Origin of the sequence: Brevibacterium iodinum ATCC 49514, assembly GCF_900169265.1 — a bacterium.
Lineage (GTDB): Bacteria > Actinomycetota > Actinomycetes > Actinomycetales > Brevibacteriaceae > Brevibacterium > Brevibacterium iodinum.
This window is the reverse complement of record NZ_FXYX01000001.1, coordinates 70,886-87,821: the sequence shown is the minus strand read 5'-3', so window position 1 is coordinate 87,821 and position 16,936 is coordinate 70,886. Positions and strand designations below refer to the sequence as shown.

Here is a 16,936-nt window from a genome sequence, read left to right as displayed (position 1 = left end):
AGTGCGAACGGTCGCCTTGCCGTGTGAACGCTGGGAAGCGGCGGCATCGTCCTTAGTGAGGGGTCTACTTCCGTAGTCAACGAATCCACCCGGAGACCCTTCGGAAACAAAAGAACTTAGGGTAGGTTTCCCTAATGCGCGCCGCGCTTCGCGGTGCGCATCATCGAAGGAGGAAACCTCACAGTGACGACTTCTCTGCTCTACGACACCGAAGCGACACCCACCTCAGCACCCCTTCAGACCCCCGAAATCCCCCACCCGGACGCCGTTGGCACCGTCAGCGATCGTGATGCCCGCACCGATGCCCTCCTCGGCGCTCACAGCGCAGACGAGTACACATCGCTCATGCACGACGTCGTCGACAGCCTCGGCGAACGGTTCCGCACAACTGAGCTGGCCGCCTCGGCGAAGGATCGCTCCGGACTCCAGGCCGCCGTCGACGCCGTCGACCTCGACACCGCAGGCGTCGGCAACTACGAGGCCCTGCGCGAAGTCGACGCCCTCTACGCCGACAATGCCGTGTGGTTCCACCACCCCAGCTACGTCGCCCACCTCAACTGCCCCGTCGCCGTGCCCGCCGTCGCCGCCGAAGCGATGCTCGCCGCCATCAACACCTCGGTCGACACCTACGACCAATCCGAGGTCGCCACCCTGATGGAACGCCGCCTCATCGACTGGACCTGCGGCCACCTCGGCTTCGCCGACGGCGACGGAATCTTCACGTCCGGAGGCACCCAGTCGAACCTCCAGGCACTGTTCCTCGCCCGCGAAAACGTGCTCGCCGAGGCGGCGCGAGACGTTGACACCGGTGACGCCGAATCTCGCGGAGGCGGCCCTGACCTGGGCGCGCCCAACCGCCGGGACCTGCTGTCGCGGCTGCGGATCCTCGCCACCGACCAGGCCCACTTCTCCGTGTCCCGTGCGGCGTTCCTCCTCGGTCTCGACGCCGAGGCGGTCGTGGCCGTCCCGACCGACCAGTCCGGCCGCATGGATGCCGAAGCACTCAATGCCAGCCTGCTCGCGATCGAGGCGAACGACCAGATCGCCATGGCCGTCGTCGCCACCGCCGGAACCACCGACCTCGGCGTCATCGACCCGCTCGAGACCATCGCCGAAATCTGCGAATCAGCGAACGTGTGGCTGCACGTCGACGCCGCATACGGCGGCGGACTGCTCTGGGCCCCACAACGAGCCCACCTGCTCGACGGGGTCTCCAGGGCCACCTCGGTGACCATCGACTTCCATAAGACGTTCTTCCAGCCCGTGTCTTCATCGGCCCTGCTCATCAGGGACGCGAGCCTGTTCGCACCGACGATCCACCACCACGACTACCTCAACCCCGAAGCCGAAGCGCAAGAAGCCGACGCCGAACCGAACCAGGTCGACAAGTCCCTGCAGACCACCCGCCGCTTCGACGCGCTCAAGCTCTGGGCGACGCTGCGCGCCCGTGGGGCAGGCGAGATCGGATCGATGCTCGACACCATCTGCGACCTCGCGACCGACGTCCGGGCGCTGCTCGAGGAACAGGCGGACTTCGAAGTGCTCGGCGCCTCGGACCTGTCCACGGTGCTCTTCCGATTCACCCCGGCGACCGCGGACCAGGCCACCTGCGACGAACTCGTCCCGCTCATCCGTCGAGTCCTCTTCCGCGCCGGCCGCGCCGCCATCGCCCGGACCATCATCGACGGCAGGCCGTGGCTCAAACTCACCCTGCTCAACCCCGACACCCGCATCGACGACGTCACCGCCGTGCTCGACCTCGTCCGTGCCACCGGGCACGGCATCCTCGCCGGCCGGGACCTCGAGGACGCAGCGACAGAAGGAGGCGCAGCATGAGCGCAGATTCCACGCCCATCCATGACATCCTCGGCGTCGGCATCGGACCCTTCGGACTCGGACTGGCCGCACTGTCGGAACCGCTCGACGACGTCGACGCGATCTTCCTCGACCAGCGCCCCGAATTCCGCTGGCACCCAGGCATGATGATCGAAGGCTCGACCATCCAGGTGCCGTTCCTCGCCGACCTCGTCACCATGGCCGACCCCACATCGCCGTACTCGTTCCTCAACTTCCTCAAGGAGCGCAAGCGCCTCTACCCGTTCTACATCCGCGAATCCTTCTACCCCCTGCGCGCCGAATTCGACGAATACTGCCGGTGGGTCGCCGCCCAGTTGGATACGCTGCGATGGAATCGCCACGTCGTGTCCGTGACCAGGGAGGACGGTATGTACACCGCCCTCGCCGAGGTGGTCGATGACTCCGGCTCGATCCTGACGACCGAGACCTACTGCGCTCGGCATCTCGTCCTCGGGGTGGGAACGCAGCCGGTGCTGCCACCTGCGCTGCAGGGGCTCGGGGGAGGAGCCGCCGGCTTGCCCGCTGCCGGCCCGCTCATCCACACCGCCGACTATCTCGAGTACCGGGAAGCGCTGCTCGACTCGGGGGCGATCACGATCATCGGCAGCGGCCAGTCCGCCGCTGAGATCTACCGTGACCTCGTCGACGACGCAGAAGACCGCGGAGTGCGCCTGGACTGGGTGACCCGCTCGCCGCGGTTCTTCCCGATGGAGTATACGAAGCTCACCCTTGAAATGACCTCCCCGGAGTACACCGACCACTTCCGGGCCCTGCCCGATGAGCTGCGCGAACGTGTCGGTCGGGAACAGCGCACGCTGTACAAGGGCATCTCCGCCGACCTCGTCGACGACATCCACGACACTCTCTACCGACTCAGCCGCGGCGGGCGGCAGCTGCTGACGAACCTCATCTCCGAAGCCGAACTCGAGAGCGCCGAGATCGACCCGATCAGCGGCGAATACCTGCTCGGATTCCGCCACACGGCACTGGACAAGGCATTTAATCGGCGATCAGGGTCCGTGGTCGCCGCCACCGGATACAAATCGCAGGTCCCGGACTTCCTCAGCCCTCTCGGCGACGACATCCGACTGGACTCCCGAGGCCGCCTCGACGTCAGCCGCCACTACACGATCAACGACGAAGGGACCATTCACGTCCTCAACGGCGAAGAGCACACCCACGGCGTGACCGCCCCCGACCTCGGCTTCGGCCCGTGGCGGGCCTCGGTGGTGCTGGCCGCAGTCACCGGCCGGGAACCCTATCCGATCGAACGGACCATCGCCTTCCAGACCTTCGGGGTGCCGGCCGACGAATCCGATGCCGTTCCCGATGCCGCCTTCGCACTCGACGACTCCAAGGAGATGTCACACGCATGACCACCGAACTCATCACCAACCTCACCACCACCGAGGCGGACGAAACCGACCCGACCGATTCTGCGGTTGGTGCGAACGCCACCGATACGACCACGGAACCGAGCTCGCCTGCGAAGCTCCCGGCCGCCTCGGCGACGGTGACCATCCGTCCGCTCGACGTCGACCGGGACACCGCCCGGATCCACGAGTGGCTGACCCACCCACGCGCACACTACTGGATGATGACCGACCTAAACGAGAACGAGGTCCGGGCCTACTTGGAAGGCATTCGCGACTCCGCGGACGACGCCGGTTGGGTCGGCTCCGTCGACGGCACCGACTGCTTCTACGTCGAGACCTACACTCCCGACAGCCTCATCCCGCAGAACGTCCTGACCACCGAGCCTGCTGACATCGGGATGCACCTGCTGGTCGCACCGCCGGCAGGGCCGGCCGTGCACGGCCTCACCGATCGCATCATGGCTGAGGTCATCGACTTCTGCCTGAAGCCGGTTGACCAGGGAGGACGCGGTGCCGAGCGCGTCGTCGTCGAACCCGATGCCAGGAACGACGCGATCATCGAGAAGAACCGAGCTGCCGGTTTCACCCCCATCACCGAGGCGACCATCATGATGGGCGAGATCGAGAAGCTGGCGCTCGTCAGTGTGTGCACTCGCGCGGATTTCGAGGCCAGCGCGCTGGCTCCGTTCGTCGCAGTCGAAGCCCGGGAGTCGCGCGTGGCTGAGACCGGCGAGTCGGACAGTGACCGGAGGTCCACCACATCACGCATGGGTCGGACGTTCGCAACCCCGCCGGCACCGTACGCCCACCTCAACGGGGATGCGTTCGCCGTCGCGCAGCGCCACCTCGTCGCCAAAGCCCTCTCCGAATTCGCCCACGAACGACTCATTGCACCGGTGAGCCTCGGTGAGGGTGAAGGAGCTGACGCGAACGGCAGTGCACATCCGTTAGGGGGAGTCGCCTCGGCGAATGGCGAGGGCCGGACCTGGGAACTGAGCATCGACGGCGCCAGTCGGTACACATTCACCGCGCGTGTGCTGCCGCTCGAACACTGGGTGATCGACGAAGCGAGCATCACCCGGTGGCGTGACGGACCCGAGGTTCCGCTCGACGCGCAGGAACTCGTCGTCGAACTCCAAGACGAACTCGCCATTCCCGAGGACCTCATCTCCACCTACCTCGAGGAACTCGCCTCGACCCTGGCCGGGGCCGCGTTCAAACTCGAGGACGCTCGGGCCGGGCGCAGGCCCGATGCACGGGCACTCGTCGACGCGGATTTCCAGACCACCGAGGCGGCCATGACCGATGGCCACCCGGGGTTCCTTGCGAACAACGGTCGCATCGGCTTCGGTCTCAGCGACTTCCGCAAGTGGGCACCGGAGAACGGACAGCTCAACCGCATCGAATGGGTGGCAGTGAGGCGCGAACTCAGCCATCTGTCCTTGGGCATCGGACTCGACGAGGAGAGCCACCTCGGTGAGGCTCTCAGCGAGGCCGAACGGGATCTCTTCGGGTCCCGGATCCGGGCGGCGGGACAAAATCCTGCTGACTTCCACCTCATGCCGATCCATCCCTGGCAGGCCGACCACCGTCTGGCGATCACCTTCGCCGCGGACATCGCTCGCGGTGATCTGCTGCCGTTAGGTGTTGGGCTCGACAAGCACCAGGCGCAGCAGTCCCTGCGCACGTTCTTCAACCATTCGCGGGCCGGAGCTCCGTATGTGAAGGTTGCGCTTGCCGTGCAGAACATGGGATTCCTGCGCGGGCTGTCGCCGAAGTACATGCGCGACACCCCGTCCATCAACGACTGGATCGCTGGCTTGGTCGGATCCGACCCCACCTTCGCCGAGGCGGGATTCCGAGTCCTGCGGGAGCGTGCCGCGCTCGGCTACACGGGGGACGTCTACCACCAGACGAAGGAGACGAACCCACACCGGAAGATGCTGGCTGCCCTGTGGCGGGAGAACCCTGTCGAGCAGATCGAACCAGGTCAGAAGCTCATCACCATGGCCGCCCTGCTGCACCGGGATCACCAGGGGGTGTCGCTGGCCGGCGAGCTCATCAGCGCATCGGGTCTGAGTGCCGCGGCATGGCTGCGCAGCTACCTGCGGGCCTACCTGAAACCACTCGTGCATGCGCTGCTGGCCCACGATCTCGTGTTCATGCCGCACGGGGAGAACCTCATCCTCGTCCTCGACGAGCATGTGGTCACCGGGGCATTCATGAAGGACATCGGTGAGGAGGTCGCCGTGCTCGGCCACCGCGAACTGCCTGCCGATGTCGAACGCATCCGCGCCGTGGTGTCGGGGGAGGAGAAGGCCCTGTCGGTGTTCACCGATATGTTCGACGGGGTCCTGCGGCACCTGTCCGGCATCCTCGACGCCGATGGACTGCTGCCGGCCGAGAGGTTCTGGGCGATCGTCGCCGAGACCCTCGACGACTACGAAGCGGAGCACCCGGATGCTGCGCGGGGTGTCAGTGGCGACGTCGATCTGCGTGCCGACCACTTCGCTCATTCGTGCCTCAACCGGCTGCAGCTGAAGAACACGAAGCAGATGGTCGACATTGGAAACCAAGCCGAATCACTGCTCTACGCGGGCACCATGCCCAACCCCGTGGCGCGCTGAGCCATAGGGGGCCACGCCGACCGCTCACCTCAGCGTCGACCGCTCGCCGCATAACTTGATACAGCGACGGTAACTCGAGCGCTCAGTGAAGGAGGACTGAGCCAGTGCGTGCGCTCGCCGCTGCGCTGTGCTGTCGGTGAATCGACGCAGCGGAACACGCCACTCGCCGAGGCGGGACTCGAAAAAGGGGTCCCGCCTCGGCGATGCGTATTGAGACCTGATCGTTGCAGTTCGCATCTGTGGAAACAGGGAGAACGCGCTTAGAGTAACCAGAGGAACAGCCCGATTCTGACGGTCAACTTCGGCGTCGGTCAGTCCATTTAGACAGTCCTTTAGTACGGTACTTCGTGCGCATTCAAGAAGGTGACGATGATGCTCAGACTGAGTGCGGCCCTCGCCTCGTGCGGTGCCGTCTATGCTGCCTATGTTCTGTTCGACAGCTCCGATTTCGAGGCCGGAACCGTCAACTCCCACCATTCGATGTGCGCGGCTTTCGCATTGATCGCCAGCACGCTCATCATTGCGGCACCGCCTCAGATATCCGCGGCGAGCGTTGCTGTAAAGTCAACAGGGGGCCTTGCCCTTGTCGTCGGTCTGTCGATAGCCGTGGCCGCCTGGTCGATTCCGTATTCCGATGACTCGGGCTATCTCGGAATCATCACCGTCATGTTCGGGTTGCCCATGCTCGGCCTCTTGTCGGTGGCCGCCGTTCTGGTGGCATTGGGCACACTGATCGCTGAACTTGTCGCATCCAAGGCGACCGGAAGGTGACAGGCCAGCACAACTGAGTCCGCCGTGCGAGCGGCTAGTATCATTCCAACGGTTGCCTGTGCGTCGATGCGCAGATTCACGAACCGGTTCTCAGACTCAAAGGTGTGCGCATGGCGAAGCAGAACGATCGGCCGACCCTGGCCACGGTCGCTGCGCGTGCCGGCGTGAGCATCAAAACCGCCTCCCGCGTCCTCAACGGCGAAAAGCACGTTGCCGCCTCGACTGCGGAGAAGGTCGAAGCTGCCGCCGAAGAACTCGGATTCCGCCTCAACCCCACGGCCCGCCGACTCCGTGCCGGAGGCCGCTCACCCTATATCGGTGTTGTCCTCTCCGACGCCGGTGATGCCTTCCAAGCCCGTGCCTTCGCCGCAGTGGAAGTCGAGCTCGCAACCCTCGACCTGCGCCCGGTGGTGACCGTGGTCAGAGACGACCCGGACCGGGAGGAAGCCTTCCTCGACGAATGCCTCGCCAACGACCTGACCGGGATCATCGTCATCCGCGCACACCCCGAGGCGTCCGAGACCTACGCACGGGCCGCCTCGGCGCCGGGCACTCGAATCGTGTCCCTCGACCCGGCCGTCGAAGGCCCTGGAATCAGCATCGTCACAGGTGATGACCGTGAAGCGGGACGCCTCGCGGCTGAACAGCTGCTCGCTCACGGGCACATGGCACTCGGCGTCATCGGCGACCATTCGCCCAGCCTCATCACCACCCGCCGACTGCAGGGAATCCAGGACGCTATCGTCGGCCGCCGCGGCGTCGGCTGGCGCGCATATATGCGCGAAGACGCCCACGACGAAGCCAGCGCGAAGAACGTCGTCGCCGCCTGGCTCGGCTCGCGCAGCGCACCCGGAGCCCTCATCACCCTGTCCGCCACGGTGACCCAAGGTGCCATCGACGCCTGCCGCCGCCTCGGCGAATGGCCGGCCCTGGTCGGCATCGACGATTTCCCCACGGCCGAACTCCTCGACGTCACCGTCGTCGATCGCAACGTCGAATCCCTTGCCGCCGAGGCGGTCCGACGACTCCGCGACAGCGCGGATTCCAGCGTCTCCTGGGGCGGACCCAACGTTTCCGGGGAGGGCGGGGGCCGCCTCGGCGAAGGGGACGGCCCGATCGCGGGCGAGGCGAACGGGCGCGATCATGTCGACGACGGCGTGCCCGATTTCGACAATGCGGTGTGCGTCATCGCTCGTGGCAGCGGTGAAGAGCCGCCGGACACCCGCTGAAGATTTTTATCGAAACAGTTGACAGCAGGCGGCGTTCAGCGAATCATATTCAACAGCCTGACAACGTTGTCAGAAAGATTGAAAGGTTCACAATGAGGCACAACCTTAAGTCCCACAAGAAGCTGGCGCTCCTCGGTGCCTCCGTCGCGATCGGTGCTCTTGCACTCAGCGGCTGCGGCAACCAGAAGGGCCAGGGAAACGACGAGGCCGACAGCGGATCCGGCGGCGACGGGGACGTCACCATCGCGCTGCTGCTGCCCGAGTCGAAGACCACCCGGTACGAGTCGCTCGACAAGCCGAACTTCGAGAAGTACCTCAAAGAAGCCAACCCAGACGCGAAGGTCGAATACCGCAACGCCAATCAGGACGCGACTCAGCAGCAGCAACAGGTTGAAGCGGCCGTGACCGAAGGCGTCGACGCCATCGTCCTCGACCCCGTCGACGCTTCCGCAGTCTCATCCGCGCTGTCGAAGGCCGAAGCGAAGAAGATCCCGGTCATCTCCTACGACCGCTTCTTCGAAGGTGCCGACTACTACACCTCGTTCGACAACAAAAAGATCGGCAACCTGCAGGGCCAGGCCGTCCTCGACGGACTCAAGGAAGCCGGGGTCGACCCGAAGTCGGGACCTGTCTGGATGGTCAACGGCGATCCGAAGGACCCGAACGCCGCGGACTTCAAGGCCGGCGCTGAAGAGACCCTCAAGGGCGCAGGCGTGGACATCGCCGCCAGCCACGACACCCTCGACTGGAACCCCGACGATGCCCGCCAGTGGGTCGAAGGTCAGCTGCAGGGCAAGGGCGAGAAGCCGATCGCGATCTACTCGGCCAACGACGGCACCGCCGGCGGCGTCATCGCCGCAACGAAGAAGGCCAAGGGCGAACCCGTCGTCACCGGTCAGGACGCCGAGGTCGACGGACTGCAGAACATCCTCAAGGGTGACCAGTACGCCACGATCTACAAGTCGATCCCGCCGCAGGCCGAATTCGCCGCCAAGGCCGCCGTGGCCCTGGCCGCTGGCGAGGACGTCGACGCGGGCACGACCTACAAGGACACCCCCACGGACTTCGTCGAAGCCAAGGTCGTCACCACCGACACCATCAAGGACATCGTCGGTGACCAGATCAAGGCCGAGGACATCTGCACAGGCAAGGTGGAGAAGCTCTGTGCCGATGCCGGCGTGAAGTGAGCGCGCGCGTTCACGATCTGACGTGACCGACCCCGAGTCGGCGACCGTCACCGGTCGCCGACTGCCGGGGTCAAAGACTGCGACAAGTAGGAACAGATGACACCAGAGACACCCGACCCGACCTCCGCGGCGACGCGGACGCCGGGCAGCGACAGCGAGCCGGTGCTCGAACTGCGCGGAATCAACAAACGGTTCGGTGCAGTCCAAGCCCTGACCGACATCCATCTCAGCGTCGGTCGCGGCGAAGTCGTCGGCCTCGTCGGCGACAACGGCGCCGGCAAATCGACCCTGATCAAGGTCATCGCCGGAGTCCACGCCGCCGATGACGGCGAACTCATCATGAACGGCACGGCGCAGAGATTCTCCTCCCCGAAGGATGCACAGAAAGCCGGAGTGGCCACAGTGTTCCAGGATCTGTCCCTGTGCGAGAACCTCGACGTGGTAGCCAACCTCTTCCTCGGACATGAGAAGACCCGCGGCGGCGTCCTCGACGAAGTGACGATGGAAGCCAAATCCTGGGAGCTGCTGCGCAGCCTCTCGGCAAAGATCCCGAGCGTGCGCGTACCGATCGCTGCCCTGTCCGGCGGTCAACGTCAGACGGTCGCGATCGCCCGGTCCCTCCTCAGCGAACCATCCCTGGTCATGCTCGACGAACCGACGGCGGCGCTCGGCGTCGCCCAAACGGCAGAGGTGCTCAACCTCATCGAACGGCTCAAGGAACGCGACCTCGGCGTGCTGCTCGTCAGCCACAATATGGCCGATGTGCAGGCGGTGTGCGACCGGGTGCACGTGCTGCGGCTGGGCAAGGATGCCGGTGACTTCCCTGGTGACGAACGCACCGATGTGCTGGTCGCCGCGATCACAGGAGCCAGCGACAATGTCGTGACCAAACGCGCCGCACGAAGGGGTGAGCGCCGATGACCCGCAATTCCTTCATCACCGATGAGCGGATCTCGTCCGAAGGCGTGATCGGCACCTTCGTCCGCCGGGTCAAAGAGGGACAGCTGGGGTCGTTCCCGGTCATCCTCGCCCTCATCGTCATCGTCATCGTGTTCCAGTCGGCCGACTCGAACTTCATCTCTCCGGCCAACCTCGTCAATCTCTCCACTCAGGTCGCGTTCCTCGCGATCCTGGCTCTCGGCATCAACCTCATCCTGCTCCTCGGCGAGATCGATCTGTCTCTGGCGCAATTGGGCGGTCTGGCCGCCTCGCTGCTCGGAGTTCTGGTGGTGAGACAAGGTGTGCCGCCGGCCCTGGCACTGATCATCATGCTGCTGCTCGGCCTGGTCGTCGGTGCGATTCAGGGTTGGTTCTTCGCCGTCGTCGGCATCCCGGCGTTCGTCGTCACCTTGGCCGGTCTGCTCGCATTCACCGGTCTGACCCTGACGACTCTTGGCACGCAGAAGAACCTATCGATGTCGGACACCTTCGCGTTCGACTTTGCGAGCTTCTACTTCCCGGCGATCTGGGCCTATATCTTCGGCGCCGTCGCGATCATCGGCTTCGGCGGCGGCATCATCTATTCGAAGCTGCGCCGCCACCGGGAGGGTCTCAGTGCTCCGAGCTGGACCTCCGTGATCGTGCGGATCGTGCTCCTGGCCGCGATCGTGTTCGGGTTCCTCATCCTCGTCAATCAGGACTTCGGTCTGGCGATGCCCTTCTTCCTCATGATCGTCATCGCGATCATCATCGATCTCGTGCTGCGAAAGACCCGCTACGGCCGGTCGATCTACGCCGTCGGCGGCAAGGTCGAAGCTGCACGGCGCGCCGGCATCCGCGTGACCTGGGTGCGCATCAGCGTGTTCATGGCAGCCGGAGTGCTCGCCGCATTGTTCGGCTTCATCAAGACCGGAGTGACGACGAATGCGGGATCGACGCTGGTGAGCACGCAGGACCTGCTCAATGCGATCGCTGCAGCCGTCATCGGAGGTACCTCGCTGTTCGGCGGTCGCGGAACCGCCTGGGCAGCCGTGCTCGGTGCTCTGGTCGTCGGTGCGATCAACAACGGTCTCTACCTCATCGGCTTCAACTCCGATGCACAGCAGATCATCACCGCACTCGTCCTGCTCACCGCCGTCGTCATCGATGCGCTGAGCCGCCGCGGCCAGAGGTACGTCGGACGGGGGTAGTGGGGCGCGAAGCTCCCTCTGCCGACCGCTCGCCTTAGCATCGAGCGCGCAATGCATAGCTTGATACAGCGACGTTAAGTCGAGCGGTCGGTGCTGAGCATCCAAGCAGAGTATGGAGTCGCCCGTGTCCGACCGGGCTGATACAGTCGGAGCCAATGACATGGGGTGCCTCATGACGATCCGCTCAGGCGGAGATCGGCGAGGCTGAGAGAACACCCATCGAACCTGATCTGGGCCATACTAGCGAAGGGATCGTCATGGTTGACTTCGACCTGCGTTCTGCGAATGCGCGACTGCGCGCAAGCAATCCACTCATCCAGTGCATCACGAACACCGTGGTGCAGCAGTTCAGCGCGAACGTGCTCCTGGCCATCGGCGCCTCCCCGGCGATGCTCGACCACGAAGCCGACGCCGGACAGTTCGCCGGAATCGCCAGCGGAATCCTCGTCAACTTCGGAACCGCCTCGAACCATCAGCTGCTCGCCGCCGACGCAGCCATCGACGTCGCGAATGCCGCCAGCAAGCCCTGGGTCCTCGACCCCGTGAGCGTCGGCGCCGTCGACTTCCGCACCTCCCGTATCCGCCGTGCCGCCGCCGATCACCCGACTGCCATCCGCGGCAACGCCTCCGAGATCGCAGCACTCGCCGGAGTCGGACTCGGTGGTCGTGGAGTCGAATCCACCGATGAAGTCGATGCCGTCCTTCCCGCCGCGGCTCAACTGTCGCGAAAGACCGGCGCGATCGTCGCGGTCTCCGGACCCACCGACGCCGTCGTCGCCCACATCGACGGCACCGATCACGTCGCCCGGATCTCCGGCGGACACGAATTCATGCCGCTGGTCATCGGCACCGGCTGCTCACTCGGCGCCGTCACCGTCGCATACCTGGCCGCCGCCCGTGCCGGACTGGCCGACCCCGACGCCGACGTCTCAGCAATCAGCGCCCCCGAGCAGTCCGCGATCGGCGGGGCCGCCTCGGCGAAGTTCGAAGCCGTCGTCGCCGCCCACGCCCACTTCGCGGTCGCCGGGGAACTCGCCGCCGATGGCGCGAAGGGGCCCGGCAGCTACTCGGTGAACTTCCTCGACGCACTCCACGCCGTCGACGGTGACCGACTCGCACAGGCGAGAATCGGCCTCGACACGCTCACCGCCGGCGAAGGCGTCCGGGCATGACCGCCGGATCCGCCCACATCGCTGACAACTCGGCTGATGACAGCGCGACCGTGAACGACCGAGACGGCTCGACCGACCGCTTCGCCGGAATCGACACGCGCCTCTACCTTGTCACCGACTCCGCGCAATGCGAGGCCGCCGGTCGCAGCGTCGCCGAGACCGTGCAGGCCGCCGTCGCCGGGGGAGTGGGCATCGTCCAGGTCCGCGACAAAGACATCGACGACGGTGACTTCTACTCGCTCACCCGCCAAGTCATCGCCGCCGGCGACGCCGCCACCCGCGACACCGACCGCACGGTCCCCGTCGTCCTCAACGACCGCGTCGAGGTGGCCCGCCGCCTCATCGACGAAGGCGAGAACGTGCACATCCACGTCGGCCAAACTGACACCACCGTCGCCGAGGTGCGTGCCGCCCTGGGTGCGGAACCGCTTATCGGTCTCTCGGCCGCGAACAGCGACGAATTCGCCGCCGCCCGCGACTCCGGAGTCGTCGACCTCGTCGGCATCGGACCGGTCTTTGACACCTCCACGAAAGCCGACGCCCCCGACGGAATCGGACCGGAGCGCCTCGGGGAACTGGTGGCAGAAGCGGGCATCCCCGCGGTCGCGATCGGCGGCATCAACGCTGACCGTGCCCCTAACCTGAAGGGACGGGGGCTGATCGGGATCTGCGTGGTCTCGGCGATCTGCATGGCCGACGACCCGAAGACGGCAGCCGAGGAGCTGCTCGCCGCTTTCACCGGGAGCGGCGAGTGATGACCCGCCCGCCGATCACCCTGTCCATCGCCGGCACAGATCCCTCCGGCGGTGCTGGAATCCACGCCGACCTCAAGACCTTCACCGCGCGTAAGACCATGGGCACGACCGTCATCACGGCCCTCGTTGCGCAGAACACGCACGGTGTGTCCCGGGTCTATCCGATCGACGTCGATTTCGTCGCCGAACAGTTCGACTCCGTGCTCGGCGACCTGCCCGTCGATGCGACGAAATCGGGGATGCTCGGCAGCCGTGACCTTGTCGAACTCGTCGTCGCCCGCGCCGCCGAAGGCCGGCTCGGGTTCTATACCGTCGACCCTGTGATGATCGCGACCTCCGGCCACCGCCTCCTCGAGACCGATGCCGTCGACGCCGTGCGCACCCACCTGCTGCCCGTCGCCGACCTCATCACCCCCAACCTCCCCGAGGCGGCCCTGCTGATCTCCGACGACGAACCCGAAGCGCAGACGACTGAAGCCATGCGTGACCAGGCACGGCGTCTGCTCGAACGCGGGCCCGGAGCGGTCCTGCTCAAGGGCGGACACGGCAGCGAGGAAGAGGTCATCGACATCCTCGCCACCGCCGATGGCCAGGTTCGCGAGTTCACCCACCCCCGGGTGACGACGATGAATACGCACGGAACCGGGTGCACCCTGTCGGCCGCGATCACCGCCGAGGTGGCCGTCCTCGGCCGCGAACACACAGAGATCGGTTCGGACATCCTCGGCGAGGCCGTCGGCAATGCCCTCGACTATCTTGCTCGCGCTCTCACCTCGGCTGCGGACTGGCAGCTGAGCCTGAATCCGGAGGGCGCCCACGGACCGGTCGACCACCAGGTCGACATCGTCCGCGGTCGACCCGCCTGAGATATCCATCCCGCCTGACCACCACCTCACCGGAACCGCCAACTCACTCGAACCACCACGTCATACGAATCACCACGTCACACCAGCACAAAGGAGTTCCCATGACCGTCACCTTTACCGCCGGCCCACTGACCACCCAGCTGTGGGACCGCGTCGGCCCCATCGTCAAGCAGATCGAAGAGCTGCCGTTCCTCGCCCAGCTCGCCGACGGCAGCCTCGATCCGAAGGCCTTCGTCAATTACATTTCGCAGGACAGCCTCTACCTGAACGGATATGCCAAGGCCATGTCGTTCCTGGCCGCGAAGACCGTCGACCGTGACGAATCCCGATTCTGGGCCGGATCTGCCGCCGAGGCGATCACCGTCGAAGAGGAGATGCACGCAGAGCTGCTCGCCGACGCCCGACTCGCCTCGGCGCTGGAAGAACTCACCGCGGAAGGCTCCCGTTTCAAGGCCTCACCGACGACGCTGGGTTACGTGTCCTTCCTCGTCGCCAACGCCGCCAGCCGATCCTACGGCGAAGGCGTGGCCTCAGTGCTGCCCTGCTTCTGGGTGTACGCCCATATGGGCAAGGTGCTTGTCGACCGGGCCGGGCAGATGGCCGACGACCACCCCTACCGCACCTGGGTGCAGACCTACGACTCTCCCGACTTCGACGAATCGACCCGCCACGCCGTGCAGATCCTCGAACAGGAACTCGCGAAGGCCCCGAGCGAGGAAGCCGCCCGCATGCGCGCCGCCTTCGAACAGGCCTGCGTCTACGAACTCCACTTCTGGGCCTCGGCACACGCCATGCAGAATTGGGACGTCTCCGTGTTCCTGCCCCAGGAAGTCACCGTCTGAGCGCGGTCACCTCGGTGGGGTGAGCCGGCGGTAGAAACGCCAGACGGCGAGTCCCGTGGCGGCGAGGAAGATGGCCGTCGGCACGAACGTCAGCCATTCCGGCATCGTTGCCGAACGCGTCCCCTCGGCGATGATGACGAGGATGGCTGCGATGAGCAGCGCGGTGAGCCCCGCGGTGATGCGCAGCAGCTCCATGAGGCAGTCGACGAGGTAGGTCTTCTCGCCGCGCTCGAGCCAATACTCCTTGTGCGGGGCATTGATGAGCGAGGCCGGCAGCTTCTCGAACAGCGGCCTGATCGACATCAGAGCGGGCAGACCGACGCCTACGGGCACGAAGATCCCGAGGAGACCGGCCTTCGACGTCCAGTCATCGGGCCGGCCACCGGAGTCGAAATGGGTGGCCACGTTAGCGGGCGCCTGCACCCAGAACCAGACGCAGACCCCGAGCAAGACGAGGATCGAGGCGACCGCGAAGACGAGCGCGGCGATCTCACTCGGTGGGTTCCGGTGCGGCTGTGCAGAGGAAGGCATGTTGTCACCTTAACAACAGCCGTCAGCAGCCTCAGGCGCGAGACGCTCCGGATGGACCATCCGGGTAATGAGTGAGCGGACCGAACGATCCGAGCGCATGCCAGCCGCGGCGCAGAGTCGTCCACAGAAGCACGTGATCGACCTCGATGAGGGGCACTCGGTCGTGCTTCGGGCAGGCGAACCGACCGATGAAGAACACAACGGTCGCAAACATCACTGCGATCATGAACAGAATCAAAAGATCCATGGCGGCCCCCTCACATCCTGATACGAATGCCTCACTTTCAGCCTCGCCCCAAACTACAGAGAAAGATAGGCCTATCCCACTTGGTGAGCGTGAAGGTGATCAAAATCAACTCGGGTGTGAGACGCCGTTCATGCAAAGGACGAGGCGAGGCTCTCGGCAGCGCTGATGACGGCTCGGGCGGCCGCGCGTCCCTGGTCGTAGGTGATCGAGGACGGGAAGGTGAAGCGCACACTCGTCTGGGCGACTTCGGCCGCGACTCCTAAGGCCGTGAGCACATGGGAAGGCTCATCGGAGCCGACTGCACAGGCCGAACCGCTCGAGGCCGTCACCCGGCGGCGTTCGAGCTCGAGCAGCACTGCCTCACCGGAGGTGTTCGAGAAGCAGAACGACGCATGGTTCGGAGTTCGAGCCGGCCGGCCATCGGGGCCGGCCGTGCCCTGCGCGCCAGTCAGGAACGCCCCAGGCACATTGCCGAGAACCACGGCGATGAACTCATCGCGGATGGCCCGGACACGGTCGGCGGCCTCATGCCGCTCCGCCTCGGCGAGTTCGAGGGCCGTGGCGAATGCGACGGCCAGAGCCACGTTCTCCGTGCCCGAGCGTCGGCCTGACTCCTGCCCGCCGCCGTGGATGAGCGGTTCGACGGGGACGCGAGCGCGGATCGCGGCCACACCGATGCCTTTCGGCGCTCCGACCTTGTGCCCGGCCAGGCTGAGCGCATCGACGCCCAACCCGCTCAGCGGCAGCCACCCGGCCGCCTGCACGGCGTCTGTATGGAAGAGGACACCGTCCTCGTGGGCGATGCCGGCCAGGGTCGGAATGTCCGCAACGGTGCCGATCTCATTGTTCGCATATCCCAAGCTCACGAGCACGGTGTCCGGGCGGATCGCCGCTGTGAGGGCTTCGGGGGTCACTGTCCCATCGGAGGTCGGGGCCACCTCGGTGACGGTGAATCCGTGGACGCGGGCCAGGAACTCCACCGAGGCGAGTACGGCTTCGTGTTCGATGGGGGAAGTGACGATATGTCGCCGAGGCGGCACCGCGGTCCCGGCCCGACCCTGGGACTGAGCCCGACCCTGAGTCCGAGCGCCGAGGGCCATGCCGATGATCGCGAGGTTGTCCGCCTCGGTGCCGCCGCTGGTGAATGTGATGTCCGTGGCGCGCATGCCGAGCACCTTAGCCACGCGAGCACGGGCATCAGTGAGGGCTTCGGCGGGTCCGCGCCCGAATTCGTGGTGGCTCGACGGGTTGCCGAACGCCCCGGCCAGATACGGCCAAGCGGCTTCGAGGGCCTCCCTGCGCACGGGGGCCGCGGCCGCGGTGTCGAGGTAGAGGCGCCCGGTCATC

General features: G+C 65.7%; 15 protein-coding genes and 1 riboswitch. Of the genes, 12 read left to right on the top strand and 3 right to left on the bottom strand.

What is annotated here, in order from left to right; all coding sequences use genetic code 11:
- Positions 1-183: 183 nt before the first annotated feature.
- From BI49514_RS00390 to BI49514_RS00335, 12 genes are all read left to right on the top strand, one after another.
- Complete coding sequence (locus BI49514_RS00390; RefSeq protein WP_338063748.1) at positions 184-1,836, top strand: pyridoxal phosphate-dependent decarboxylase family protein; 1,653 nt, start codon at positions 184-186, stop codon at positions 1,834-1,836.
- Complete coding sequence (locus BI49514_RS00385) at positions 1,833-3,233, top strand: lysine N(6)-hydroxylase/L-ornithine N(5)-oxygenase family protein (RefSeq protein ID WP_101543359.1); 1,401 nt, start codon at positions 1,833-1,835, stop codon at positions 3,231-3,233. The genes BI49514_RS00390 and BI49514_RS00385 overlap by 4 nt, the downstream gene beginning before the upstream one ends.
- Positions 3,230-5,860, top strand: a complete 2,631-nt coding sequence (locus tag BI49514_RS00380) for a GNAT family N-acetyltransferase (RefSeq protein WP_101543357.1) — start codon at positions 3,230-3,232, stop codon at positions 5,858-5,860. Before BI49514_RS00385 ends, BI49514_RS00380 begins: the two co-directional genes overlap by 4 nt.
- A gap of 369 nt (positions 5,861-6,229) precedes the next feature.
- On the top strand, positions 6,230-6,631 hold the full coding sequence (locus BI49514_RS00375; protein ID WP_101543356.1) for a hypothetical protein: 402 nt from the start codon (positions 6,230-6,232) through the stop codon (positions 6,629-6,631).
- 110 nt (positions 6,632-6,741) lie between these two features.
- Positions 6,742-7,860 (top strand): LacI family DNA-binding transcriptional regulator, encoded by a 1,119-nt coding sequence (locus tag BI49514_RS00370; RefSeq protein WP_101543354.1) that lies wholly within the window; start codon positions 6,742-6,744, stop codon positions 7,858-7,860.
- A gap of 92 nt (positions 7,861-7,952) precedes the next feature.
- Complete coding sequence (locus BI49514_RS00365) at positions 7,953-9,047, top strand: substrate-binding domain-containing protein (RefSeq protein ID WP_101543352.1); 1,095 nt, start codon at positions 7,953-7,955, stop codon at positions 9,045-9,047.
- A gap of 96 nt (positions 9,048-9,143) precedes the next feature.
- Complete coding sequence (locus tag BI49514_RS00360; RefSeq protein ID WP_101543350.1) at positions 9,144-9,968, top strand: ATP-binding cassette domain-containing protein; 825 nt, start codon at positions 9,144-9,146, stop codon at positions 9,966-9,968.
- Positions 9,965-11,176 (top strand): sugar ABC transporter permease, encoded by a 1,212-nt coding sequence (locus BI49514_RS00355; RefSeq protein ID WP_101543348.1) that lies wholly within the window; start codon positions 9,965-9,967, stop codon positions 11,174-11,176. Before BI49514_RS00360 ends, BI49514_RS00355 begins: the two co-directional genes overlap by 4 nt.
- A 151-nt stretch (positions 11,177-11,327) precedes the next feature.
- Positions 11,328-11,446, top strand: a riboswitch (TPP riboswitch).
- Complete coding sequence (gene thiM, locus BI49514_RS00350; RefSeq protein WP_101543346.1) at positions 11,434-12,348, top strand: hydroxyethylthiazole kinase; 915 nt, start codon at positions 11,434-11,436, stop codon at positions 12,346-12,348. Its footprint overlaps the riboswitch before it by 13 nt.
- Positions 12,345-13,103, top strand: coding sequence for a thiamine phosphate synthase (gene thiE / locus BI49514_RS00345; protein WP_101543345.1), 759 nt, complete (start codon positions 12,345-12,347; stop codon positions 13,101-13,103). Before thiM ends, thiE begins: the two co-directional genes overlap by 4 nt.
- Positions 13,103-13,969, top strand: a complete 867-nt coding sequence (gene thiD, locus BI49514_RS00340) for a bifunctional hydroxymethylpyrimidine kinase/phosphomethylpyrimidine kinase (RefSeq protein ID WP_101543344.1) — start codon at positions 13,103-13,105, stop codon at positions 13,967-13,969. The genes thiE and thiD overlap by 1 nt, the downstream gene beginning before the upstream one ends.
- Before the next feature lie 101 nt (positions 13,970-14,070).
- Positions 14,071-14,811, top strand: a complete 741-nt coding sequence (locus BI49514_RS00335) for a TenA family protein (RefSeq protein ID WP_101543342.1) — start codon at positions 14,071-14,073, stop codon at positions 14,809-14,811.
- 6 nt (positions 14,812-14,817) lie between these two features.
- Here the strand turns inward: BI49514_RS00335 and BI49514_RS00330 are convergent, their stop codons facing one another.
- The 3 genes from BI49514_RS00330 to BI49514_RS00320 all read right to left on the bottom strand — a co-directional run bounded on the left by BI49514_RS00330 (position 14,818) and on the right by BI49514_RS00320 (position 16,935).
- Positions 14,818-15,342 carry a DUF1648 domain-containing protein gene (locus tag BI49514_RS00330; RefSeq protein ID WP_101543341.1) on the bottom strand — a complete coding sequence of 175 codons (525 nt, stop codon included), beginning with the start codon at positions 15,340-15,342 and terminating at the stop codon, positions 14,818-14,820.
- A 31-nt stretch (positions 15,343-15,373) separates the two neighbouring features.
- Positions 15,374-15,589, bottom strand: a complete 216-nt coding sequence (locus BI49514_RS00325) for a hypothetical protein (RefSeq protein ID WP_145996164.1) — start codon at positions 15,587-15,589, stop codon at positions 15,374-15,376.
- A 128-nt stretch (positions 15,590-15,717) separates the two neighbouring features.
- Positions 15,718-16,935 (bottom strand): cysteine desulfurase family protein, encoded by a 1,218-nt coding sequence (locus BI49514_RS00320; protein ID WP_101543338.1) that lies wholly within the window; start codon positions 16,933-16,935, stop codon positions 15,718-15,720.
- Position 16,936: the final 1 nt, after the last annotated feature.